Here is a 22,307-nt window from a genome sequence, read left to right as displayed (position 1 = left end):
TCCGGCGCGGACCGGCGGCAGGACGCCGGCCCGCGAGGATTTCCCTAGCGCGGTGCGGGTCAGGCCTCGCCCGATTCGCGCAACTGCTGGCGCCGGTATTCGCCCTGCCGCACATGCATCCAGCCCGGGTATTCCGGCGGCAGCGCGCTGACCTTGTCCAGCGCGGCCAGTTCCACCCCGGTCAGCCGGATGTCCGTGGCCGCCAGGTTGTCCTCGAGCTGATCCACGCGCTTGGCGCCGATGATGACGCTGGTGACGACCGGCTGGTGCAGCAGCCAGGCCAGCGCAACCTGCGCCACCGACACGCCGCGCGCATCCGCAATCAGCCGCAGCGCGTCGATGCTGTCGTAGGCGCGTTCGCGGTTCACGGGCGGGAAATCGAACGCCACGCGGCGGCTGCCCGCCTCGGCTTCGCCGTCCCGGCCGTACTTGCCGCTGAGCAGGCCCCCGGCCAGCGGGCTCCACACCATCAGCCCGACGCCCTCGCTTTGCAGCATGGGGACGAGCTCGCGTTCCAGATCGCGCCCGGCAACCGTGTAATAGGCCTGCAGCGACTCGAAGCGCGCCAGCCCCAGGCGTTCGGAAATGCCAAGCGCCTTCATGATCTGCCAGGCGGCCCAGTTCGACACGCCGATATAGCGCACATGGCCATGCTGCACCAGCGTGTCCAGCGCGCGCAGGGTTTCCTCGATGGGCGTGGCCGGGTCAAAGCCGTGGATCTGATAGAGGTCGATATGGTCGAGCTGCAAGCGCGACAGGCTTTTCTTCACGCCGTCCAGGATGTGCACGCGCGAATTGCCCCGCGCGTTCACGCCCGCGCCGGTCGGTCCGAAGACCTTGGTGGCAATCACGACATCTTCGCGCGGGATGTTCAGATCGCGCAGGGCCTGGCCCGTGATGATTTCCGAGCGTCCTTCGGAGTAGACGTCCGCCGTATCGATGAAATTGATGCCTGCGTCGAGCGCGCGTCCCACCAGGCGGTTGGCGTCCTCCTGCTGCAGGCTGCCGATCTTGCTCCAGAGCTCGCCTTCGCCGCCAAAGGTCATGGTGCCCAGGCACAGCTCCGAGACGAACAGGCCCGTGCTGCCGAATTTCTTGTATCGCATGTTTGCTCCTTCAGGGGCTGGCGGGCGCGCCGGGTTCCGGGACGGAACGCCGCTGCGGCAGCCTGCCGGGGTGCGGACAGTATGCGACCTGCGGGCCCGGCACGCGCTGCTTGATCCTGCCCTTTTTTTGCCTGATTCTCCGGCACGGCGGCCAGGCCGGACCGACCCGTCGTTTTCTCCGGAATTCCTGCCTGATTCTCCATTCCCCCAAGTGAACACGCCACCTGAGGCCCGAGATGGCAATACACTGGCGGACACCCAATCCTCCGCCGTCGTCGCCTCTCAAGGTGACGAACGGTGCGCCTGCGAGAGCCCGTCAATGTCCCTGAATCCTGCCCGATCGCTCGCCCCCACCGGCGCCGGTCACGACGCCGCCTGCGAACTGGCGCGGTCCGAGCTGCTGTGCATGCTGGAACGCATGACCGGCAACCTGGAAGGGGCGCTGGATACGCCGATCGAAGGCTTGTACCTGCACCGGTTGTCGCAGCCGTCCGGGGCGAAGCCGGTCCTGCAGAAGGCGGCGCTGGCGGTCATTGCCCAGGGGTCGAAACGCCTGCTCATCGGCGACGAGACCTATGAATACGATCCCTTCCATTTCCTGATCTCGTCGGTGGACCTGCCCGTGGTGGCCAAGGTGTCCGTCGCCAGTCCCACCCTGCCCTATCTGGGCTTGCGGGTGGACCTGAACCCCGAGGAGATCACCGCGCTCATCAGCGATGAAAACCTGCCGCCGCTGGTTTCTTTGGAAGCCTCGCGCGCGCTGTGCGTCAACCCGCTGGGCAGCACCCTGCTGGACGTCGTGCTGCGTCTGCTGCGGCTGCTGGACACGCCCCGCGACATTCCGATCCTGGCGCCGATGATCAAGCGCGAACTGCTGTACCGCCTGCTCATGAACGGCCAGGGTGTCGTGCTGCGCCAGACGGTGCTGCAAGACAGCCAGCTCAACCGCGTGGCCAAGGCGATCCGCATCCTGCGCGACAATTTCGCGCAACCGTTGCGGGTGGAAGAGATTGCGCGCGACGTGCACATGAGCGTGTCGTCGCTGCATCATCATTTCAAGCAGGCCACCGCCATGAGCCCGTTGCAATATCAGAAGCACCTGCGGCTGCAGGAAGCGCGGCGGCTGATGCTGACGGACGATGCCGGCGTTGCGCTGGCCGCGCATGCCGTGGGCTACGAGAGTTCCTCGCAGTTCAGCCGCGAGTACAGCCGCCTTTTCGGTGCGCCGCCGCTGCGCGACAAGCAGCGCTGGAAGGACGAGACCGCGCTGGCCGCCTGAGCGCTGCCCCGACCCGCGGGTCCCAAGCCGATCTCCCCCCAAGCCTCGAAGACGACCGGGATTTGTCCGCGTAATGCCGCATTTCTAGGGAATCGGCGCCGCGCGCCTTAATATGCTCGGCGGCCCACCGACGACCTGAGAGGATTTTGCATGCACGACCTGAATGACCTTTATTTCTTCGTGGAGGTCGTCAAGCATGGCGGATTCGCGCCGGCCGGCCGGGCGCTGAACATCCCGAAATCGCGCCTGAGCCGGCGCATTGCCCAACTGGAAGAGCGCCTTGGCGTGCGCCTGATCCAGCGGTCCACGCGGACGTTCGCCGTGACCGAACTTGGACAGGAATACTACGACCAGTGCCTGGCAATGCTGGCGGGCGCCGAAGCGGCGCAGGATGTCATCGACCGCACCCACGCTGAACCGCAAGGCACCATCCGCATCGCCGCGCCGCCCGCGCTCATCTACTACTTCCTGGGCAACGTGGTGGCGCGTTACATGGAAAAGTGCCCGAAGGTGAACGTCTACCTGAAGAGCTTCAGCCGGCCCGTGGACGTCCTGCGTGAAGGCTTTGACCTGGCCGTGCGGGTGCGCTTTGGCGCCATCGAAAGCAGCGATCTCGTGATGAAGAACCTGGGCATGAGCTGCCAGAGCCTGGTCGCCAGCCCCGCGCTGGCCCGCTCGTTGCCCGACCCCGCCGACTTGCAGACGATCAGCCGGCAACCCACCCTGGCGCTTGGGACCGAACAGCGCGAATGCCAATGGCGCCTGCTGGGCCCTGGCAACGCGCGCCTTGCCGTTCCCTTCATGCCCAGGCTGGTCACGGACGACATGCTGGCGCTCAAGCAGGCCGCGCTGCGCGGTGTGGGCGTCGTGGCCCTGCCCCTCTTGATGATCCGCGAGGAACTTGACGCGGGCACGCTCGTGACCGTTGGCGCCCCCTGGCAACCCGAGCCGGGCAGCGTGCATGCCGTCTTTCCGTCGCGCCGCGGCCTGCTGCCGGCCGTGCGCGAACTGTTGGATTTCATGGGCGCGGAGTATCGTGAAAACGCGCGCCGAGAGGCTGAAACCCAGGCGCGCCACGGCATTCCCACGCTGAACGCGCTATCGCCGGCGTTCAATTTATAGAACGCTGAGGTGCAAATCACCCGACTACCGGCTGTATCGTCCTGAAATTAGTATTCCTTCTACGCACTCAGCGTTGTTCTCAACACCGCGCACCACTGCGCAAAACTGAATCGACCAAAGGAATCAGCCATGACCAAGCCCTACGTTAAGCTCGACAAGTCCCAAGCCGCCGTTCTGCTGGTGGATCACCAGGCGGGCCTGCTGTCCCTGGTGCGCGATTTCCAACCCGATCAATTCAAGAACAACGTGCTGGCCTTGGCCGACCTGGCCGAATACTTCAAGCTCCCCACCATCCTGACGACCAGTTTCGAAGACGGCCCCAACGGCCCGCTGGTCCAGGAGCTGAAGGACAAATTTCCCGACGCGCCGTACATCGCCCGCCCCGGCAACATCAATGCCTGGGACAACGAAGACTTCGTCAAGGCGGTCAAGGCAACCGGCAAGAAGCAACTGATCATCGCCGGCGTCGTGACCGAAGTCTGCGTCGCCTTCCCCGTGCTGTCGGCCATCGAAGAAGGTTTTGACGTGTTTGTCGTGACCGATGCGTCGGGCACCTTCAACGAAGTCACCCGCGATGCGGCGTGGCGACGCATGGAGCAGGCCGGCGCACAGCTGATGTCGTGGTTCGGCGTGGCGTGCGAACTGCATCGCGACTGGCGCAACGACGTGGAAGGCCTGGGCACCCTGTTCGCCAACCACATCCCCGACTACCGCAACCTGATGGCTTCGTATTCGGCCTTCAAGGCGGCAAAGTAAGGCGCGCGGCCGGACTGCCGGCCGTAACCCGCTGAGACGGCAATGAAAAAGGCCCAGGCGATATGCCTGGGCCTTCGTCATTTCGCCTTGCGGGCAAAGGGATACGCCTGCTGCGCCAGGAAGGTCCCTGGCATGTCGTTGTCCAGAATGCCGTAGTGCTGTGGCAACCGGTTGCCCACCCCGCGCACCGCGGTGCCGAACAGGTAGTCGATGAAGGAAAAGTGCGCCGCGTAGTTCTTGTCGATCGCCTCGGTATCGGACGAATGGTGCCAGTGGTGAAAGTCCGGCGTGACGATGATGTAGCGCAGCCAACCCCATGGCAGCTTCACGTTGGAATGGATCAGCACCGCCTGGAAACCCACGATGATGATGTAGGCGTCGAGCACCGCCTTGGAGAACCCCAGGACGAACAGCACGCCCAGCACGGCCACGCGCGTGATCAGCAGTTCCACGATGTGCAGCCGCGAGCCGGCCAGCCAATCCAGCGTGCGCGTGCTGTGGTGCACCGCATGGAAGCGCCACATGAACGGCACCTCGTGATAGATACGGTGCGCGGCGTACTGCGCCAGGTCCGCCACCAGCACCGCCACGAATAGCTCGAGCAGATACGGCATGGACTGGATGGCTTGCTGCAGCGGTTCATAAGCCGCCCAGGAGAACAGGCGGTGAATGAAAAAGTTGATGCACAGCAGCACGGCCCCCACCGACAGGTGATTGAAGAGGAAGTGCTTCATGTCCACCTGCCACTCGCCCCGGAATACGGGCTGGCCAGGATAGAGCGGTGTCAGCTTTTCGAAAATGATGAAGACGGTGCTGGACGCCAAGAGGTCCAGGATGAACCAATCGAGTCCCAGATAGGGGTGGCCGCCTGCGTTCGATGCCGTGACGGCAACCTGGCTGCCGCCCGCGGCCACCGCGCAGCAGACCAGCACGAAGGCCGAGATATTCAGCCAGCGCTGACGGCCAAGCACGGTATTGGCCAGCGCGATCGAGCCCGACACCAGCAGCGCGCTGAACAGCAGCGTGCGCATTGCCTCCACCGAATAGAAGCTGCGCAGCTCCGGGGTGGTGAGATAGGCGGGAAAGTGGAACGCCAGCACGCCCAGCACCGAAAGGATCGCCAGGAAAAGCGCGATCACGCCGCTCATCATGCCGGTGCCGGGGTGGATCCGGCCATCCTGTTTGAAAAGGTCCATCACTCTGCGGTAGACCGGGGCACGCTCTTTCATGGGTGTTCTGGGACAGTCCAAAGGGAAGCGAGTGTATCGCCGGGGACAGGGCGTCCTGTAATGAAAGGTGAACGTACGCGACAGAATGACTCATTTCAAGGCAGCCCTTGCGCCCCATCAACGGGCGGGAGGCGCGCCGCGGTCCCTGAGGTTGACAAGCCGTTGGCGTTGGCGTGTCATGGGCTTGACGCTGATGAGGGCGTCGAGCCAGGCGCATCGTCGGTCCCGTCAACCGGTTCCTCAAGAGGCCTTTATGTTCCCTGAATACCGCGAGCTCATTACCCAACTGAAATCCGAAAACGCTCACTTTTCGGCGCTGTTCCAGCGGCACAACGATCTGGACCAGGAAATCCAGAACATGGAGGACGGCATCACGCCGTCCTCGGGCACCGCGATCGAGGTGCTAAAAAAAGAAAAACTGCACCTCAAGGACAAGCTCTACGGACTGCTCCGCGCAGCCGACCAGAACGGTCACGACAAGCGCAACGGCAGCTGACCTGCCGCCCCATGCGGGCTACATCAATTCCAGGCCCGCGCCCTTGACGACGGCGGCGTACTTCGCCATTTCGGACCGAAAGTACGCCACCGTCTGCTCAGGCGGCATCAGGACGATACGGTTGTTCTGAGTCGCCATCGACTGCTTGACCTCCGGCGAGTTGAACGCGCGCGCGAGCGCATCAAAGATGCGGCGCACGTCCGCCTGCGGCAGCTTTGCCGGTCCGGCGGCCGCAAACCACCCGCCGATTTCGTAGTCCGCCATCCCTTGCTCTCGAAGCGTGGGCAGATCGGGCAGCGCCGCCATGCGCTCGCCGCCACAGGCCCCCAGCGCCTTGAGCGCGCCACTCTTGATCTGCGGCAGCACCGAAGGCAGCGACAGCACGCCAAAGTCGACCTGTCCGCCGATCAGATCGGCCATCATCGGGCCAACGCCCTTGTACGGGATGTGCCGCGCTTTCACGCCCGCCTGCTGCACATACATCTCGGCGGCAAGGTGCAGAATCGTGCCATTGCCCGACGACGCGTAGTTGAAGCGGCCCGGCTCGCGTGTCAAGAGCGCCGTCAGCGCCTGGATATCGTTTGCACTTATCTTCTGCGGATTGGCCACCAGCAGGAAGGGCGTCATGCCGATCATGCTGATCGGCGTGATGTCGGCGAGCGGGTCGAAGGGCAGGTTCTTGTAAACGCTGGGAAAAATGACGTGGTTGTTCGACAGCATGCTGAGCGTGTAGCCATCGGGCGCCGAGCGCACGAGCGCGGAAGTGCCCACGATGCCGCCCGCGCCGGGCTGGTTCTCGACCACGACCGTGTGCCCCAGCGCGGCGGACAGCGCCGGCCCCGCGGCCCGCGTGATCGTGTCCACGCCGGAACCCACGCCCACCGGCAAGATGAATTTCACCGGCCTGTCCGACTGCGCCCGGGCCAGGCCGGGCATGCCCAGCACGGCGGCGCCCACCGCACCGAGGACCTGGCGGCGGCTCCAGCGCCCGCCCGCACGTTGATTGCTCATGTCTGTCTCCTGATGGTGTTATATGCCGGCCGACTTGTGCGGCCGTTTACTACAACGGTTGTGCGGCGTCCCTTCCACAGAACGGGCGCGATGCCCGTACCCGCTTCACGCCGCCGCGCCCTGTGCGCGCAATGCCTCGATCTGTCCGGCGTCGTATCCCAACCCCTGCAATAGCGCGTCGGTGTCCGCCCCCAGCACGGGCGGATCGCGCCGCACGCCGAGCCGCTTGCCGTCCATCATCAGCGGAAACAACGCCGCCCCGGCCGTCTGCCCTGCCCGCTCGCCGTCGGGCAGCCGAATCTCGGCCAGTCCGCCCGTGGCGCGCAGGTGCGGATCGTCATACAGCTCCTCCGGTTTGACGATGGGCGCAAACGGCAGCCCTATGCGTTCAAATACCGCCGCCAGTTCGGCTGCGCGGAAATTCGCCAACCGCTTGCGCAGATCCGCCAGCAAGGTGGGGCGCAGCCGGACACGGTCGTTGTTCGTGGCCATCGCCGGGTCGTTCTTCAGGTCGTCAAAGCCAAAGGCATCGCAGAACGTCACCCATTGCGCGTCGCTGACCGCGGCCAGGAAGATCTGCTCGCCGTCCTTGACGGTAAAGACGTCGTAAAGCGCCCAGGCCGACACCCGATCAGGCATCGGCGCCGACGGCTGGCCGGTGATCGCGTATTGCAGCATGTGCTGACCCACCAGAAACACGTTGTTCTCGAACAGCGCCGACTGCACTTCCTGGCCTCGACCGGTGATGCCGCGCTGAATCAGCGCCGCCATCGCGCCGATGGCGCCAAACATGCCGCCCATGATGTCGTTCACGCTGGTGCCGGCGCGCACGGGGTCGCCTGGCCGGCCCGTCATGTAGGCCAACCCGCCCATCATCTGCACGACTTCGTCCAACGCTGTGCGCATCGCGTAGGGCCCCGGCAGGAATCCCTTGTGGCTGACATAGATGAGGCGCGGATTTTCCTTGGACAGCGAGGCATGGTCCAAGCCGAATTTCGCCATCGTGCCGGGCCGGAAATTTTCCGCCACCACGTCGGCGCTGGCGGCCAGTCTGCGCGCGGCCTCGGCGCCCGCCGGGCTTTGGATGTCCAGCGCAATGCTCTTCTTGTTCCGGTTGAACATGGGAAAAAACCCCGCGCCCACCCCCAGAAGATGGCGCGTCCGGTCGCCGCGCACCGGCTCGACCTTGATGACCTCGGCGCCCAGATCGGCCAGCACCATGCCGCAAGTAGGGCCCATGACCATGTGCGTGAACTCCACGACTCGCAGGCCGGCGAGCGGTAGCGGGCGGGACAATTGGGGAACGTCGGTGTCGGAAACGGGTTGCATGGCAAGGCTCGATGAAGATTCGTGGATGCGCACGGTCAGGCCAACTGGCCGTGACGTGCGGGTAAAGTCTTGGGCAGGCCGGCGCGCCACAGGGCGCCGTGCAAGGGCTGATCCGGCAGCCAGCCGGCCACGGCCGCGCGCAAGGCCAGCAGGCGCTCCAGGTCAACGCCGGTCTCGATGCCCATGCGCTGCAGCATGAACGCCAGATCCTCGGTGCTGACATTGCCGCTCGCGCCAGGCGCGTGCGGGCACCCGCCAATGCCAGCCAGGCAAGCGTCGAAGCGCGCCACCCCGGTGTCCAGCGCGGCCAGCACGTTTGCCAGCCCCAGCCCTCGCGTGTCGTGAAAGTGCGCGCAACACAAGCGATCGCCCGCGATGCGGCGCGCCGCATCGAACAGTCGGCCGACGGACGCGGGGTCGGCATATCCCACCGTATCGGCCAGGCTGACGCGGTCAGCCCCGGCGTCCAGCAACGCCTGCATCAGGCGCAGCACTTCGTCCTGCCGCACTTCACCCTGCAACGTGCAGCCAAAGGCCGTGCCAACGCCCCCTTCGATCAACATGCTCGACCCCGCCGCGTCGCGCGCGGCGCGCATCTGGCCAACCATCGCCACGACGTCGTCGGGCGTCTTGCGCAGGTTGGCCAAGCTGTGCGCGTGGCTGGCCGACAGCGGCACCAGCATCAGGTGCGCGCCGGTGGCCAATGCAAGTTCCGCGCCCTTCAGGTTGGGGACCAGGACGGACACGGACAGGCCAGGAAGCTGCGTGGCATGGGCGATCAGTTCGGCCGTGTCCGCCAATTGGGGCAACAGGCGCGCGGGCACAAAGGAGCCGACTTCGATCTCGCGCTGGCCCGCGGCGTAGGCCGCATCGATCCAGTCGAGTTTGGTCTGCGTGGGCATCACCACGGAAAGGCTCTGCAGGCCGTCGCGCAGGCCGACCTCTCGGATCGAGACGGCCCGCGGACGACGGGAAGATTCTTGGTTGGACATGGCGAGCGACTCGAATTAAGAGATTCCAGTTTTAGATATTCTCAATAGCGTCACAAGCGGTATTTTGGAACGCTTAAAATTCCATATTGGAATATCACACCGGACAACAGCCCATGCGCGACCTGGACATCACCACCCTGCGGCTCTTCATCTCCGTCTGCGAGACCGGCAACATTGCCCGCGCCGGCCAGCGCGCCAACATCGTGGGGTCGGCGATCAGCAAGCGGCTCGCACAGCTGGAAGACACCGTGGGCGCGAAACTCCTGACGCGCAGGCGCCGCGGTGTCGAGCCCACCGAGGCGGGGGAAACGCTGCTGGAGCACGCACGCGCCATCCTGGCCAGCTCCGAGCGCATCGAGCGCGACATGTCGGCCTACGCCAGCGGCGTGAAGGGGCAGGTCCGGATCCTGGCCACCGCGTCCGTCCTGGCCGAGTCCCTGGCCGAGGACATCGCCGCCTTTCTCCAGGCCGCGCCCCACCGCAATATCCGCGTCGACATGGAAGAACGGGTCAGCCACGAAGTTGTGCGCGGTGTCCGGGAAGGCATCGCCAGCCTTGGCATCTGTTGGGACGCCGCCGACTTTCATGGGTTGGAACAGCGCCCATACCGGGGCGACCGCCTGGCTGTCGTCACCGCCCCAGGCCACCCGCTCGCCGAGCGCGACGCCGTTTTTTTTGAAGAGGCGCTGGCATACGAGCATGTCAGCATGCCGGCCGCGGGCGCCGTGCTGCGCATGCTGCAGACAGCCGCCAGCGACAGCGGCAAGACGCTGCGGCACCGCGTCACGGTCAGCAACTTCGACTCGGCCTTTCGCGTCGTGCTGGCGGGGTTGGCGATCAGCGTGGCGCCCATTGAAGTGGCCACGCCGTATGCGCTGGCGCACGGTCTGCGGGTCTTGCCGCTGAAGGACACCTGGAGCCGGCGGCGCTTTGCCATCTGCATGCGCAGCGCGTCGGCGCTGCCCGCGGCTGCCGCGTTGCTGCTGGAGCATCTGGTGGCGGCAGGCGCCAACGACAATCCGTGAACCGCGCCCCTCGGCTTGCGCGGTAATCCCTCATCCTTCTGGCGGACGGCGAAGGCGGCGGTGCGCTGCTACGCTGCCCTACCCTCGTCCATCAAGGAACGTCCGCCATGAGAACCGCAGTTGGCGTCGCGTGCGCATCGGCCATGCTGCTGTGCGGCGGTCCGGCCTTTGCCCAGTATGTGGTGCGCACCCAGGACATGAGCGGCAAGTGGAGCGTGCCCAACCCGCACTACGAAGGCGTGCCCGAGCTCTTTCGCGCCAGTTCCGGCGCCAAGCGCGCGTGCCTGGATCGCGGCCCGCCCAGCAACCTTTACCGTGCGACCAAGGTGATCGACCTGCGCACAGGCGAAGAGGTGCTGGTCGTCGATTGCATCCCGATTCGCGCAGAGCAACGCCAGCGGTCGGAACAGATTCGGGCGAACGCCTCGAAGGCGGCGCCGGCGCAATGAGGCATTGCCGGCCGGCGCAGAGGGTGAAACTGCGCGCTATCGCGTCCGGGCGCCGTCCTTCTCTCCAGCGGACGAATTCACGTATTCCTTGACCGTGCCGTCCTTGTTGTAAGTCACGGTCAGCGTGCGCTGATCCTGCATGGCGCCGAACTCGCTGTTGTTGAAGTAGAACCACGACGCCGTGCGCAGCCCCTGCTTATTGACGCTCTGCGTGCGGGGCGGGCCAAAATCGCGAACCATCTCATCGAACGTCGTAACGTTGATCTTGATGGCTTGCACCTTCGATTGCGTGACCAGGTCTCCCGGCGCGGGCGAGGCGCAACCCGCCACGAGCGCAGCCACGAAAAGCACGGACGATCTCATTGAATTTCCCCAATCCTGGCGGCCGGCATGTGCGGCCGTTGTGATTATGACGTTGTGGTTATGAATTTGGAACGAGCATAAGAATACCCCGGCCAATGATCTTGCCGTTGTCGGCGTCGGCCCGATTGCCCGGTCTGCGCCTGTCATGTTGCGGTCATCTACAATGCCGCCAGTTGCCGAGCGCGAAGTGGCGCCGGCCCGCAACAAACAGGCAGCATGACCCGCGCGAAGAAATCAGCACCCAGAAAGAAAGCCCCAGCCAGCAGAAGCAAGGCCGCAAGCGGCGGCCGCATCTTCCGGTTCCTGCGCACATTCGCGCTGACCTCGGTGGCCGCCTTCGGCGCAGCCACGTACGCGCTGAATCCGCAGTGGCGCCCTCAGTTTTCGCTTGACGAAATTCTTGCGCGCGTCGGCTGGCCGACCCACGAAAAGTTCGCGCCCGCGGCGGTGCCGGCAGGCGGCATGGCGCACACGCGCTTTGCCGAGTGTCCGCAGTTCTTCCCGCAGCAACGCCCGCCGGTCGTCCCGGCCAGCCAAGCCCTGCGCGAGCTGTGCTTTTCCAACTTCGCCATCTTGCACAATGGCCAGACCAAGACGCCCGTATTCGTTGCAGAGCGCCTGAACCGCAAGATATTGACGCAGGCGCAGGACATGCAGCGGTCCGACAAGTTCTATGCCGAAGCGCGCGTGCCCCGCGCCGAACGTGCCGAACTGACGGACTACCGCGGCTCGGGCTATTCCCGCGGGCACATGGCTCCGGCGGGCGACATGTCCACGCCCGAAGCAATGGCGCAGAGCTTTTCGCTGGCCAACATGGTGCCTCAAGACCAGCGTCACAACGGCGGACCATGGAGCCAGATCGAACAGGACACGCGCAAGTACGTCATGCGCGCCTCGGGCGACGTGTATGTCTTCACCGGCCCCTACTACGGCGACAAGCCCAAACAGATCGGCTCGGGCGTGGCCGTTCCAAGCCATCTGTTCAAGGTCGTCTACGACGCGTCCACCGGACGCTCTTGGGTGCACTGGCAGGCCAACAGCCCCAGCACCACGGCAGGCGCGCCCATCAGCTACGAGGAATTCGCGCGGCGCACGGGCATGCAGCTGCTGCCAACGTCGAAGCATTGACGATCGTGCAAGACGGGAATCGTCGTTCTACTGTGCCCACATCCAGACCTGCATGGCTGGCTGCATGCGTTTCGCGGTCTCACTTTCAACGGCGCAACGAGTGCAGTAGGATGCACCGACCGACTGGAGGAAATTATGCAGACCGCAAAATGGGACTTTCAGATCGCGCAGCCGGAGCAGGACGGCGATGATTGGCGCATTGGCTATACGCTGATCTCTCCCATCGCCGGCGTGCCGTCCGAGCGCATTGCCATCGATGAACGGTTTCATTCCGCCCACGGCGCAATTGCCGAGGCCACCCGCCTCGCGCAGATCCACGTCGCGGATCTGAACGGCGAAGCGCCGACGTTCGAAGCGCCTAGCGATTCCGAGGTGCCGTTCGACAAGGATCAGCGGTTTTAGGCAGCGGCGCCCATTGGACAAACGCTGCCACGCAAGCATGTGCCGCATGGCAGCGAAACACCGCGTTTCATACGTGCGAAAACGACCCGTTCAACGCGCGGGCGCCGGTGCACTGCCGGCCGGCGTGGCGGGATTGGCCGGGGTAGCGGGCACCTGGATCTCTTTCTTGCGCAGTACGCCGCCCCCCTGCACGCTGCCTTGCACACTGGTGGGCGAGTTCATCTTCGCCACGCAGGTCTGCCGCTGGGATTCCGGCAGACGGTTGCAGCGCGCCAGCTCGTTCTGGCGGAGCTGTTCCGGGCTCTGCGCATTCAGGTTCTGACGATCACGCTCTTGCCGTGCCGCAGCCGCTTCGCGCAGGCACGTCTCTAGCGGTTGGCCAGAGGCGCCACTCTTGCAGGTCGCGACATCCTGCTGATGCTGCGCTTGCGAGGTAGCGCTGGTGTCGGCAGCATAGGCCGCGCCAGCCGTCCACGCCAGACCCGCCAGGCAAAGGATCGCGGAAAAGCTTTTCAGGGACACTTGAACAGCATTCATCTTGTGAACAGCATTCATGGTCGGCTCCTTGGAAAAAGGGGGATGCGCCCGGCGACGCGCCGCGCGGCAACTCCCGCCGATATATCTACCATGCGGCAATCATCGGCCGCCACGAACGCAGTAACGCGATGTGTCAGGCCCGATGCCCGTCCAGGTGTGCAAGGACGGACGCGGCGACACATTCCAGCGGGCGTTGCGCATCGACATGCGTCCAGCCTTTGACGTCGCGTTGCCGCGCCAACTGGGCGCGCACCACATCCTCAGTGGCGTCCGAAGGGTCGTTCGTGCGCTGATTCACGCGTGCCGACAACGCGGCCGGTGACGCATCAAGCCAAAATCCGCTGAAGCTAACCCCTGCGCGCGCCGCGCACTGTTCAATACGCTGACGGCAGGCCTCCCGCTCAAACACTGCATCGGCGATCACTGCGCAACCGGCCTGGGCCAGCTTCTGCGCGCAATCGGCATGTGCCGCGTAGACGTCTTCGGAAAAGTCGGCTTGATAAGCCATTTCGGGCAGCTTCGATGAGGCCGGCACTCCCCACATCTGCTTGCGAATACGGTCGCTGGACAGTATCCGAGCCCCCGGCATCGGGCCAAGCGCATGCGCGATCGCGACGGCCAACGATGATTTTCCCGAGCCGCTGAGCCCGCCAATGGCAACCAGACGCCCGACGCGCGGCGACAGGCAGGCGAGCGCGGTATCGATATAGCGCTGGGCCTTTCCCAGCAGAGACGTTCGCGTAGTGTCGATGGCTTCTTCGGCCTGCGCGACCAGGACGTGGGCGCGGATGACGGCTCTGATGGCCAGGAACAACGGCATCAGCGCCATGCCAGCGTCATCGTGGCGGAGATCCAGATATCGGTTCAGCACGACGTTGGCCTGCCGCGAAAACCCCTGCGAGCAAAGATCCATGATCAGAAATGCCAGGTCGTAGAGGACATCGATGGTGGCAAGGGCATCATCGAACTCGAGGCAGTCGAACAGCATCGGCGCGCCATCGATCACACAGATATTGCGCAAGTGCAGGTCCCCGTGACAATGGCGCACATGCCCCGCCGCCGCCCTCGCGGCCAGCAGCGGCGCCTGCTTGTCCAACTCGTCACGAATCGCGGCGCAGAGCACCTTGATCTTCGGTCCGGGCAGCACGCCGGCCGCGGCAAGAAGTTTCTCCGCCGCGGCCAGCACGTGGGCCAGCCTGGAAGGCACATTCACGCCGCCCACGATCGGCGCGTTGTCATGAGACTTGGCAATCTCTCCCGCAATGCGCTCGGCCAGCGCGTCGGTCAGCCCTTCCCGCTGCGCGACGGCTTCCAGCAGCGCATCGTCCGGGAAGCGACGCATTTCCACGACGGCGTCGATCAATTCTCCGGGGCCGTCGAAATTCAGATTGCCCTTGTCGTCCCGCCTGATTTCCCGCACCGCCACATACAGATCGGGCGCGGTTCGCCGGTTGAGCTCAAGTTCACGCAAGCAGGCCGCCAAGCGCCGCGCCGCAGTGGAAAAATCGGCATAGGGAAAACGCACCGCCTTTTTCAGTTTGAAGGCGCGAATCCCGGCAAGGACAATAACGGAGATATGGGTGCGTATCGTGACGATGTCGCCCGCAGGGACGCCGTGAACATCAGGACGGGTCAAGAATTCCAGCGTTGCGGCCTGGCACCGCGCGTCCGGGTCCACGTGTTCATCTGTCCGGTTCATGCTGGTCCGTCTCGCATCGCAATGCCGCTCCGTCTGACGTGCCGGCGCCGCTAAACACCTGCCGGGAAGGTTTCTGGCGCCTCATCCAATTTCCAGGTGTCGCCCCATTCAAGAGGTTCAACCGCTCGCGTCTCGTCAACATGCAGCACGCAGTCGAACTGCCGTGGCAGGCAGGCGTAAAAATAATGGCTGCCTCGTTCCGTTTCCGGACGGTAGACGACTCCAATGGCGCGCTCCAGGCGGGACGGCGACAGCGCCCGCATCACCTCTTGATCGCTGTTGAGCGGCAACATGAAGCGGCTAAGGCCCGTCTCATGGAACAGCGACTCGTAGCTTCCCCGCAGGCCTGGGCGCACCCGCATGCGCTCGGCGGGCAAGTCCCAATCGGCCGCCGCCGTCACGCTGCCCTGGTAGGTGGTCAGTCCGATCAGAAACGCCTGCTTGCCATAGGCTTCACGCGCCAACTGTCCCACGGTCAACTCGCCGGCCTGGCCCACTTGCGTCGCGCGCGCGTCTCGCACATGAGAATTGTGTTCCCACACCACGATCTTTGGTGGCAGGCCGTCTTCTGTCCGAGGCAAATGCCTGGCTAGCGCATCAAGCGTTTCCATCATGTGCCGATCCCGCAGATTCCAGGACGAAACGCGCTGGTCGAACATGGTTCGGTAATACTGCTCGGCGTTTGCGATCAGGCGCGCGTTCTGCTGCACGTGAAAGAGCGCATCGCTTGCCGCCTGGCCATCGCGCCGCATGTATTCGGCCGCACGGGCATTAAGATCCTGCATTTGCGCGATCACGGCGTCCCTGCATGACGCCGACAGGCCATGGTGCGCCAAGTAGCCATAGCGCTCGCTACTGCTGCCGAAATGATCGAAGCAGGCGTAACGCTGACGCGCATCACGCGCAGCATCCGGGTCGACTTCATCCAGGTACTTCAGCACTTCGGCAATGGACGTGAACAGGCTGTATAGATCGAGCCCATAAAAGCCGACGGGCGCCGCGTGTGCGGGCAACGATTGGTCGAAAGACCGAAGCCACTCCACGAACCGGACGACCTCGGTATTGCGCCACATCCACGTTGGAAATCGCTTGAACCCCGCCAGAGCCTGCTCGCCGGCATTGTCGTCGCCTTGGCCGCGCAGATATCGGTTGACGCGATAGGCATCGGGCCAATCCGCCTCGACCGCGACCGCAGAGAATCGCCTTTCGGCGATCAGCCGCTGCGTAATGCGAGCCCGTTCTTCGTAGAATTCGTGCGTGCCATGACTTGCTTCGCCGATCAGCACGAAGCGCGCGCCGCCGATATGTTCAAGAAGCGCGTCATAGTCCGTCATTCCTCCCGTAAGCGGCCGCGCGGCCGCAGACAGTTGGGCAAGCGTGGCGGCGTGAGCATCGATGGCGGTTTCCATGTGCACTCCGAAGGCTGGACCAGGGGGGGAATCAGCCGTTGCGCGACGAAGAAGTCGCCGTCGACGCGGTGGGCGGATGCCGGCGCTGCGCTTCGTGCAACAGATGCAGGACCTCGTCGTCCGCGGTCTGTTCAAAATCCGCATACCATTGCCCGACGCCATAGAACGGCGTCGGCGTATGCAGGCACGCGACTTCGTCCGCTTCGCCCTCAAGTTCTTGCCTGATTTCGGCGGCGGCAACGGGCACGGCGGCAACAACCCACTCGGGATTATTCTTGCGTACGGACTGAAGCGCCACGCGCATGGTCGAACCCGTCGCAAGGCCGTCATCCACCACGATGACGACCTTTCCCTGCAATGGAAGCGGTGGCCGCCCCGCGCGATAGACCGATTCACGGCGCTCGATTTCTTTCCGTTCACGCGACACGATGGACTCGATCGCTTTTGGATCGACGCCGTAGGCCTCAATTTCCCTGGTCTGGAACAGAGACTGATCGCTGCTGATCGCGCCGATGGCGTATTCGGGATGCCCCGGCATGCCGATCTTTCGCACCACCTTGATGTCCAGGGGGGCATCCAGCTCGGCCGCGACTTCAAATCCCACCGGCACGCCGCCTCGCGGCAACGCCAGCACGATCACATCCGGCCGCCCCGCATATCGGGCCAATTGCCGCGCGAGCAACAGCCCGGCCTCGCGCCGGTTTCTGAAGAGAATGTTCATGATCTCTTGCGTCCCCAGCCAGTTGTGTTGCCAGGCCGTGACCCGCGCGGATATCAACGCGCGCCCTTGTGATCTTTCTGGCCAGTATTTTTGTGCCGTCCCAGCGACTCGGCCATTTCGGCCTTCTGCCGCTGTGCCACGGCGTCTTCCTTCTGGCGCGACTCTTCTTTTCTGGCTTTCGGCGGGGGAGTTTTGGCGGGTTGCTGCATGATGGCCTCCTGGACGTTCGCCGCCCGACGCGGCGGGATAGCCCATCATGAACCGGCGCCACGGCGCCTTGTTGACGAAAATCACGAATTTTCCAACCACCCGTTCATCGAATCTTTGCCAGGGGCACAGACGAGCCCCGCTTGGCGGGCGTGCACGCGTCGCCCCCCGAACGCCCGGCACAAAACGCACCCCATTTTTCCATTGACGATCGTCAAGACTGACTCGCCCTGCCCCGGGAAAATCGATGCGAAGAGCGCCGAATCCGGGGTGCGCGACGGAACACGCGTACCTCTTAACTCGTCCCTTATTCCGACAGGAGAGCCATCATGAAAGACGAAGAACTTCGCCGTCACGTGCTGGACGCCTTGGAGTTCGATCCCCGCGTCGATGCGACCGGCATCGGGGTCGCGGCTTCCCAAGGGGTCGTAACGCTGACGGGGCATGTCAGCACGTTCAGCGAAAAGTACGACGCAGAGAAGATTGCCGCACACGTGAAAGGCGTCAAAGGCATCGCGCAGGAGCTCGAAGTCCGAACCGGCTACGAGCAAGGAAACTCGGACGAAGAGCTGGCCAAACGCGCGATCACCAGCATTGGGTGGAATGTGTCCATCCCCGACAACAAGGTGCAGGTCAAGGTGCAACACGGCTGGGTGACCTTGAGCGGAGAGGTCAGTTGGAACTTCCAGCGCGTGGCGGCCGAAAGCGCCATTCGCCGCCTATCCGGCGTCAAGGGCGTCGCGAACCAGATCAAGTTGTCGAACAACGCGCAGATCAGCGATGTGAAACAGCGAATTCAGGACGCGTTGAAACGAAGCGCTGCGCTGGAAGCACACGATATTCAAGTGGCCGTGCACGACAGGCACGTCACGCTGATGGGAAAAGTGAATAGCCTGGCCGACAGGCGCGTCGCCGAGCAGGCCGCATGGAGCGCGCCAAGCGTCATCAGCGTGGAAGACAAGCTCACCGTGGGCTGATGGCGGCGCTTGCGCTGCGGCTTGCCGGCGGGCAACGGCCGAATCAATTGGCGTGACTCAACGCGCAAGGTAGGCGCGCACGAGTTCCATCAGATACTGGCCTTGGGGCGTCGGCGTGCTGTCACGCCGGCGCACGATGTACACATCCCGCGTAATGTCGGGATCCAGGACCGGAATCGACTTCAGGCCATAGCCATGCGCCTCGAACAATGCCGGCATGATGGTCACGAAATTGCCCGACTGCACCAGTCCGATCATGGTGGCCAGCTGATCCACTTCGATGGTCCACGGCAACTCCAGCCCGCGGGCATTGAGGACGCTGTCGATCTGCAAGCGGGTGGAACTGACCGGATTCAGTCCCACCACCGGCAGGCCGGGCAACTTTTTCCACGACAGCTTGCGGCTGCGTGGCGCCAGGGCAGAACCCTCGGCGTACACCAGGTTAAAGCCATAGGTGGCGACGCGCTCGGCCTCCAGGGTGGGGCCGAATGACACCGGCGTGGTAATGCCGAATTCCACCTCGCGTTCTTCGACCAGACCCGTCGTGACGGTGGCGTTGCCGTCGCGGATCGACAGGTACACCTGCGGATGCCGTGCATAGAACTCGGGCAGCACCTTCGGCAGCACCGAATAACCTACCGAGGCCACCGTGCTCACCATCAGCGTGCCTTCGTGCCCCCGCGCGCGGCGGGCTGCCTCGGTCAGGCTGGCATCCATCTGCGTCACGATAGGCAGCACGCGCTCGTAGAGCGCGCGGCCCACCGACGTCAGCACCACGCTGCGCGTCGTGCGTTCGAACAAACGCCCGCCAATTTCCGACTCCAGCTTTGCGATGCGCCGGCTCAAGGCCGACGTCGTGACGCACAGCAACGCGGCCGCCGACGTGTATTGACCCATGCGCGCCACGCAGCAGAACGCGCGGATATCTTCCAGATCGTAATTGATTCGCATCGATCAATAATCGTTGAAATTTTTTGGATAGACGTAACTATACGCGCTGGCCGAACATGCCGGCATCACTTCGACGAGCCATCATGAATTCACAAGGCAAGGGCATTTTCCTGAAATCGATGAGCAGCTTCTTCGTGGGCGGCGCGACCGCCGTGCTGGAAGGCCTGCCGGTCGAATATCGCAGCATGGTCCTGAACGGATCGCCGCGCGAGGTCAACCCGAACGGAGAGCAGGTCTATGGGCAGATGTATGTCCAGGAGTACCGCCTGGCGCAGCCTCGCCATCCGGATCCGGTGCTGCTTTGGCATGGCGGGGGCATGACAGGTTGCACCTGGGAAACGACCCCCGATGGCCGCAACGGCTGGCTGTGGAAATTCCTGGACGCCGGTTACGACGTGCTGGTCAGCGATGCGGTGGAACGGGGCCGTTCGTCATGGGCACGGTTCCCGCAGGTGTATCGCGAGGCACCCGTCTTTCGCACCAAGCGCGAGGCCTGGACGACGTTTCGCATCGGGCCTGTCTATGACCCGGACCCTGCGCGGCGCGAAGCCTATGCAGGGCAACAGTTTCCCACCGAGGCGTTCGACGCGTTCGCCAATCAATGGGTGCCGCGCTGGCCGGGCCACGAGTCCATGATCCTGGCGGCCTACGAAGCGTTGATCGAACGGGTGGGACATTGCCATATCGTGGCCCACAGCCAAGGCGCGGGCTTTGCAGCCGAAATTGCCCGCCGGCGGCCACGCGCGGTGCGCCGGGTGGTGGGCGTGGAGCCCGGCGGCATGCCGCAAGCGGCGCCGATTGAAGCGCTGCCGCCGCATCTTGTTGTGTGGGGCGACTTCATCGAACCATCGGGATCGCACTGGGTCGGCTACCGCCAACAAGCCGAGCGTTATCTGGATTCCATTCGGGGGTGCGCCGACGTCACGGTCCTGGACCTGCCCGAGAGCGGCATCGCGGGCAATTCGCACCTGCCGATGATGGACCGCAATAGCGACGAGGTATTCCAACACGTCCTGAACTGGCTGCAAAGCTGAAGCAACACAAACGACAACAACGGGAGACAACCATGAACATCCGAACGCTTTCCAGCGCAGCGCTGCTGGGAGCCCTTGTGTTGGGAGGAACGAGCGCGGCGCATGCGCAGGCGTACCCTGCCCATCCCATCAAGCTCATCGTGGGCTACGCGCCGGCAGGCTCGGTGGACACGTTCGCTCGCATCATCGCCCCCGAACTGGGCCGCGAGCTGGGCCAGACCGTCGTCATCGAGAACGTCGCGGGAGCCGGCGGCATCATCGGCGTCACGCGCGCCGTCAACGCCAAGCCCGACGGGTACACGGTACTGATGGGCATCGTGTCCGACGTCGTGATCGCACCCATTCTGCAGTCGTCGGCCAAATACACCTACCGCGACCTGGCCGCCGTCGCGCCGCTGGGCACAAGCGGCGTCGGCGTGGTGGCGAACCCGAACCTGGGCGTGAAATCGTTCGGCGACCTGATTGCGCGCGCCAAGGCCAACCCGGGCAAGCTGACCTATGGCGCCACGGGCGTCGGCTCGCTGCCCGCCATCGCCATGGAGAGTTTCAAGCTCACCACCGGTACGGACATCACCTTCATTCCCTATGCCAGCGCCTCGAAGATCGCGACCGATGTCATCGGCGGGAACGTGGATATCGCGGTGTCCGGGTTGCCCGCCCTGCTTGAACTGATCAAAAGCGGCCGTGTGACGGGCGTGGGCGTCATGAGCCGCGACCGCGACATCGGCAACCCGGACTTGGCGTCGGCGGGTGAAACGCCGGAACTCAACGGGATGGACTATTACTTCTGGACCGAAATTTTTGCACCGTCGAATACGCCGGAACCCATCGTCCAGACATTGAACGCCGCGTTCAGCCGTGTCATGGCCAAGCCGGAGATCCAGGCACGATTCAAGGAATTGGGCGTAAAGGTCAGCCCGCCCACCTCGCCCACGGCGTTTGGGCAGTTCGTGGCGAGCAGCGATGCGCAATGGCAAAAGCTGATCGAAGACGCGAAGATCCCGCGGCAGTAGGAGGAAGGGACACAACAAAATGGCCCCAAGCTTTGTGAGCTTGGGGCCATTTTTTTTGTCCTACCGATTGGTGGTCCATAGGATGGGCCACCATTCGTCTTTTCTTGCACTGCGGAAATCCGAAGACCCGCATGAATATTGGTCGGGGCGGTGGGATTCGAACTCACGACCCTCTGCTCCCAAAGCAGATGCGCTACCAGGCTGCGCTACGCCCCGAAGGGTGGAGACTATACCAGAAACTGGTGTCTGGCGTGCGCTGCGCCCGACCCTGCGGTCAGCCGAAGCGGCCCGTAATGTAGTCCTCGGTTTCCTTGCGCGAGGGCTTAACAAAAATCTGGTCGGTCTGACCGAATTCCATCAGTTCGCCCAGGTACATATACGCCGTGTAGTCCGAACACCGCGCGGCCTGTTGCATGTTGTGCGTCACGATCACGACGGTGTAGTCGTTCTTCAGTTCGGCGATCAGCTCTTCGATCTTGGCGGTTGAGATGGGATCCAGCGCCGAGCACGGCTCGTCGAGCAGCAGGACTTCGGGCTTGATCGCCACGCCGCGGGCGATGCACAGGCGCTGCTGCTGGCCGCCGGACAGGCTGTTGCCGCTCTGGTGCAGCTTGTCCTTCACTTCGTTCCACAGCGCGGCCTTGCTCAGCGCCCATTCGACGCGCTCGTCCATCTCGCCCTTGGACAGGCGTTCGAACAGACGCACGCCGAAGGCGATGTTGTCGTAGATGCTCATGGGGAACGGCGTGGGCTTCTGGAAGACCATGCCGACCTTGGCGCGGATCAGCGAAATGTCGGTCTTGGCCGTCAGCAGGTTTTCGCCATCCAGAAGGATTTCGCCCTCGGCGCGCTGGCCGGGGTAGAGCTCGAACATGCGATTGAACGTGCGCAGCAGGGTCGATTTGCCGCAGCCCGACGGGCCGATGAAGGCGGTGACCTTCTTCTCCTGAATCGACATGTTCACGTTGCGAATCGCGTGGAACTTGCCGTAGTAGAAGTTCAGGTCCTTGACCTCGAGCTTGTTCTTGACTGCGGTAGCGGTGTTTTCCATTGCATTTCCCTTGGCTCCGGC

General features: G+C 64.0%; 24 protein-coding genes and 1 tRNA gene. 11 read left to right on the top strand and 14 right to left on the bottom strand.

The window, feature by feature from the left end:
• Window positions 1–59: 59 nt before the first annotated feature.
• A complete protein-coding gene (locus FBY20_RS18690) occupies window positions 60–1,106 on the bottom strand; it encodes an aldo/keto reductase (RefSeq protein WP_056326889.1) in 1,047 nt (348 codons plus the stop codon).
• 319 nt (window positions 1,107–1,425) lie between these two features.
• Between FBY20_RS18690 and FBY20_RS18685 the strand changes: the two genes are divergently transcribed.
• The 3 genes from FBY20_RS18685 (at window position 1,426) to ycaC (ending at window position 4,263) form a co-directional block, all read left to right on the top strand.
• The gene (locus tag FBY20_RS18685) at window positions 1,426–2,385 is read left to right on the top strand and encodes an AraC family transcriptional regulator (RefSeq protein WP_062841755.1); all 960 of its coding nucleotides are present in this window, start codon (window positions 1,426–1,428) and stop codon (window positions 2,383–2,385) included.
• Between the two features lie 150 nt (window positions 2,386–2,535).
• On the top strand, window positions 2,536–3,507 hold the full coding sequence (locus FBY20_RS18680; protein WP_062841754.1) for a LysR substrate-binding domain-containing protein: 972 nt from the start codon (window positions 2,536–2,538) through the stop codon (window positions 3,505–3,507).
• Window positions 3,508–3,636: 129 nt separating this feature from the next.
• Complete coding sequence (gene ycaC / locus FBY20_RS18675; RefSeq protein ID WP_142053899.1) at window positions 3,637–4,263, top strand: isochorismate family cysteine hydrolase YcaC; 627 nt, start codon at window positions 3,637–3,639, stop codon at window positions 4,261–4,263.
• A gap of 77 nt (window positions 4,264–4,340) precedes the next feature.
• Here the strand turns inward: ycaC and FBY20_RS18670 are convergent, their stop codons facing one another.
• Window positions 4,341–5,492 carry a sterol desaturase family protein gene (locus tag FBY20_RS18670; protein ID WP_056326880.1) on the bottom strand — a complete coding sequence of 384 codons (1,152 nt, stop codon included), beginning with the start codon at window positions 5,490–5,492 and terminating at the stop codon, window positions 4,341–4,343.
• A gap of 253 nt (window positions 5,493–5,745) precedes the next feature.
• On the opposite strand from FBY20_RS18670, the gene FBY20_RS18665 reads away from it, so the two are divergent.
• Entirely contained in the window at window positions 5,746–5,988 is a 243-nt protein-coding gene (locus FBY20_RS18665; protein WP_056326879.1) for a YdcH family protein, read from the top strand.
• 18 nt (window positions 5,989–6,006) lie between these two features.
• Here FBY20_RS18665 and FBY20_RS18660 read toward each other — a convergent pair whose 3' ends face one another.
• The 3 genes from FBY20_RS18660 to FBY20_RS18650 form a co-directional block, all read right to left on the bottom strand.
• Complete coding sequence (locus FBY20_RS18660) at window positions 6,007–6,999, bottom strand: tripartite tricarboxylate transporter substrate binding protein (RefSeq protein WP_174245428.1); 993 nt, start codon at window positions 6,997–6,999, stop codon at window positions 6,007–6,009.
• A gap of 105 nt (window positions 7,000–7,104) precedes the next feature.
• A complete protein-coding gene (locus FBY20_RS18655) occupies window positions 7,105–8,328 on the bottom strand; it encodes a CaiB/BaiF CoA-transferase family protein (protein ID WP_142053897.1) in 1,224 nt (407 codons plus the stop codon).
• A 35-nt stretch (window positions 8,329–8,363) separates the two neighbouring features.
• Window positions 8,364–9,320 (bottom strand): hydroxymethylglutaryl-CoA lyase, encoded by a 957-nt coding sequence (locus FBY20_RS18650; protein ID WP_142053895.1) that lies wholly within the window; start codon window positions 9,318–9,320, stop codon window positions 8,364–8,366.
• A 113-nt stretch (window positions 9,321–9,433) separates the two neighbouring features.
• Here FBY20_RS18650 and FBY20_RS18645 point away from each other — a divergent pair, with 113 nt between their 5' ends.
• Together FBY20_RS18645 and FBY20_RS18640 are read left to right on the top strand one after the other, a co-directional pair.
• Window positions 9,434–10,345, top strand: coding sequence for a LysR family transcriptional regulator (locus FBY20_RS18645; RefSeq protein ID WP_142053892.1), 912 nt, complete (start codon window positions 9,434–9,436; stop codon window positions 10,343–10,345).
• Window positions 10,346–10,452: 107 nt separating this feature from the next.
• Window positions 10,453–10,794, top strand: a complete 342-nt coding sequence (locus tag FBY20_RS18640) for a hypothetical protein (protein WP_142053890.1) — start codon at window positions 10,453–10,455, stop codon at window positions 10,792–10,794.
• Window positions 10,795–10,830: 36 nt separating this feature from the next.
• Here FBY20_RS18640 and FBY20_RS18635 read toward each other — a convergent pair whose 3' ends face one another.
• Window positions 10,831–11,157, bottom strand: a complete 327-nt coding sequence (locus FBY20_RS18635; RefSeq protein WP_174245427.1) for a hypothetical protein — start codon at window positions 11,155–11,157, stop codon at window positions 10,831–10,833.
• Between the two features lie 216 nt (window positions 11,158–11,373).
• Here FBY20_RS18635 and FBY20_RS18630 point away from each other — a divergent pair, with 216 nt between their 5' ends.
• Window positions 11,374–12,285, top strand: a complete 912-nt coding sequence (locus FBY20_RS18630) for a DNA/RNA non-specific endonuclease (protein WP_142053888.1) — start codon at window positions 11,374–11,376, stop codon at window positions 12,283–12,285.
• 135 nt (window positions 12,286–12,420) lie between these two features.
• Window positions 12,421–12,687 carry a hypothetical protein gene (locus FBY20_RS18625; protein WP_056326865.1) on the top strand — a complete coding sequence of 89 codons (267 nt, stop codon included), beginning with the start codon at window positions 12,421–12,423 and terminating at the stop codon, window positions 12,685–12,687.
• 90 nt (window positions 12,688–12,777) lie between these two features.
• On the opposite strand, the gene FBY20_RS18620 is transcribed toward FBY20_RS18625, so the two are convergent.
• The 5 genes from FBY20_RS18620 to FBY20_RS27720 form a co-directional block, all read right to left on the bottom strand.
• Entirely contained in the window at window positions 12,778–13,242 is a 465-nt protein-coding gene (locus tag FBY20_RS18620) for a hypothetical protein (RefSeq protein ID WP_255452395.1), read from the bottom strand.
• Window positions 13,243–13,357: 115 nt separating this feature from the next.
• Window positions 13,358–14,923, bottom strand: coding sequence for an AAA family ATPase (locus tag FBY20_RS18615; RefSeq protein WP_142053886.1), 1,566 nt, complete (start codon window positions 14,921–14,923; stop codon window positions 13,358–13,360).
• Between the two features lie 50 nt (window positions 14,924–14,973).
• The gene (locus FBY20_RS18610) at window positions 14,974–16,332 is read right to left on the bottom strand and encodes an erythromycin esterase family protein (protein WP_142053884.1); all 1,359 of its coding nucleotides are present in this window, start codon (window positions 16,330–16,332) and stop codon (window positions 14,974–14,976) included.
• A 31-nt stretch (window positions 16,333–16,363) separates the two neighbouring features.
• Window positions 16,364–17,053: a phosphoribosyltransferase gene (locus FBY20_RS18605; RefSeq protein ID WP_142053882.1), complete on the bottom strand. Its 690-nt coding sequence runs from the start codon at window positions 17,051–17,053 to the stop codon at window positions 16,364–16,366.
• 53 nt (window positions 17,054–17,106) lie between these two features.
• The gene (locus FBY20_RS27720; RefSeq protein WP_160144418.1) at window positions 17,107–17,262 is read right to left on the bottom strand and encodes a hypothetical protein; all 156 of its coding nucleotides are present in this window, start codon (window positions 17,260–17,262) and stop codon (window positions 17,107–17,109) included.
• A 327-nt stretch (window positions 17,263–17,589) separates the two neighbouring features.
• On the opposite strand from FBY20_RS27720, the gene FBY20_RS18600 reads away from it, so the two are divergent.
• Window positions 17,590–18,237, top strand: a complete 648-nt coding sequence (locus FBY20_RS18600; RefSeq protein ID WP_142053881.1) for a BON domain-containing protein — start codon at window positions 17,590–17,592, stop codon at window positions 18,235–18,237.
• A 57-nt stretch (window positions 18,238–18,294) separates the two neighbouring features.
• Here FBY20_RS18600 and FBY20_RS18595 read toward each other — a convergent pair whose 3' ends face one another.
• Complete coding sequence (locus FBY20_RS18595; RefSeq protein WP_142053879.1) at window positions 18,295–19,188, bottom strand: LysR family transcriptional regulator; 894 nt, start codon at window positions 19,186–19,188, stop codon at window positions 18,295–18,297.
• 83 nt (window positions 19,189–19,271) lie between these two features.
• Between FBY20_RS18595 and FBY20_RS18590 the strand changes: the two genes are divergently transcribed.
• Window positions 19,272–20,222: an esterase gene (locus FBY20_RS18590; RefSeq protein WP_142053877.1), complete on the top strand. Its 951-nt coding sequence runs from the start codon at window positions 19,272–19,274 to the stop codon at window positions 20,220–20,222.
• Between the two features lie 32 nt (window positions 20,223–20,254).
• Window positions 20,255–21,235, top strand: a complete 981-nt coding sequence (locus FBY20_RS18585; RefSeq protein WP_142053875.1) for a tripartite tricarboxylate transporter substrate binding protein — start codon at window positions 20,255–20,257, stop codon at window positions 21,233–21,235.
• A 139-nt stretch (window positions 21,236–21,374) separates the two neighbouring features.
• Here the strand turns inward: FBY20_RS18585 and FBY20_RS18580 are convergent.
• Window positions 21,375–21,451, bottom strand: a tRNA-Pro gene (locus FBY20_RS18580).
• Window positions 21,452–21,509: 58 nt separating this feature from the next.
• Window positions 21,510–22,286 (bottom strand): phosphate ABC transporter ATP-binding protein PstB, encoded by a 777-nt coding sequence (gene pstB, locus FBY20_RS18575; RefSeq protein WP_056326853.1) that lies wholly within the window; start codon window positions 22,284–22,286, stop codon window positions 21,510–21,512.
• Window positions 22,287–22,307 lie beyond the last annotated feature (21 nt).

Source organism: Achromobacter sp. SLBN-14, assembly GCF_006715415.1.
GTDB classification, from domain to species: Bacteria; Pseudomonadota; Gammaproteobacteria; order Burkholderiales; family Burkholderiaceae_B; genus Achromobacter; species Achromobacter mucicolens.
The sequence above is the reverse complement of the archived record's forward strand: the minus strand, read 5'-3'. Positions and strand labels throughout refer to the sequence as shown.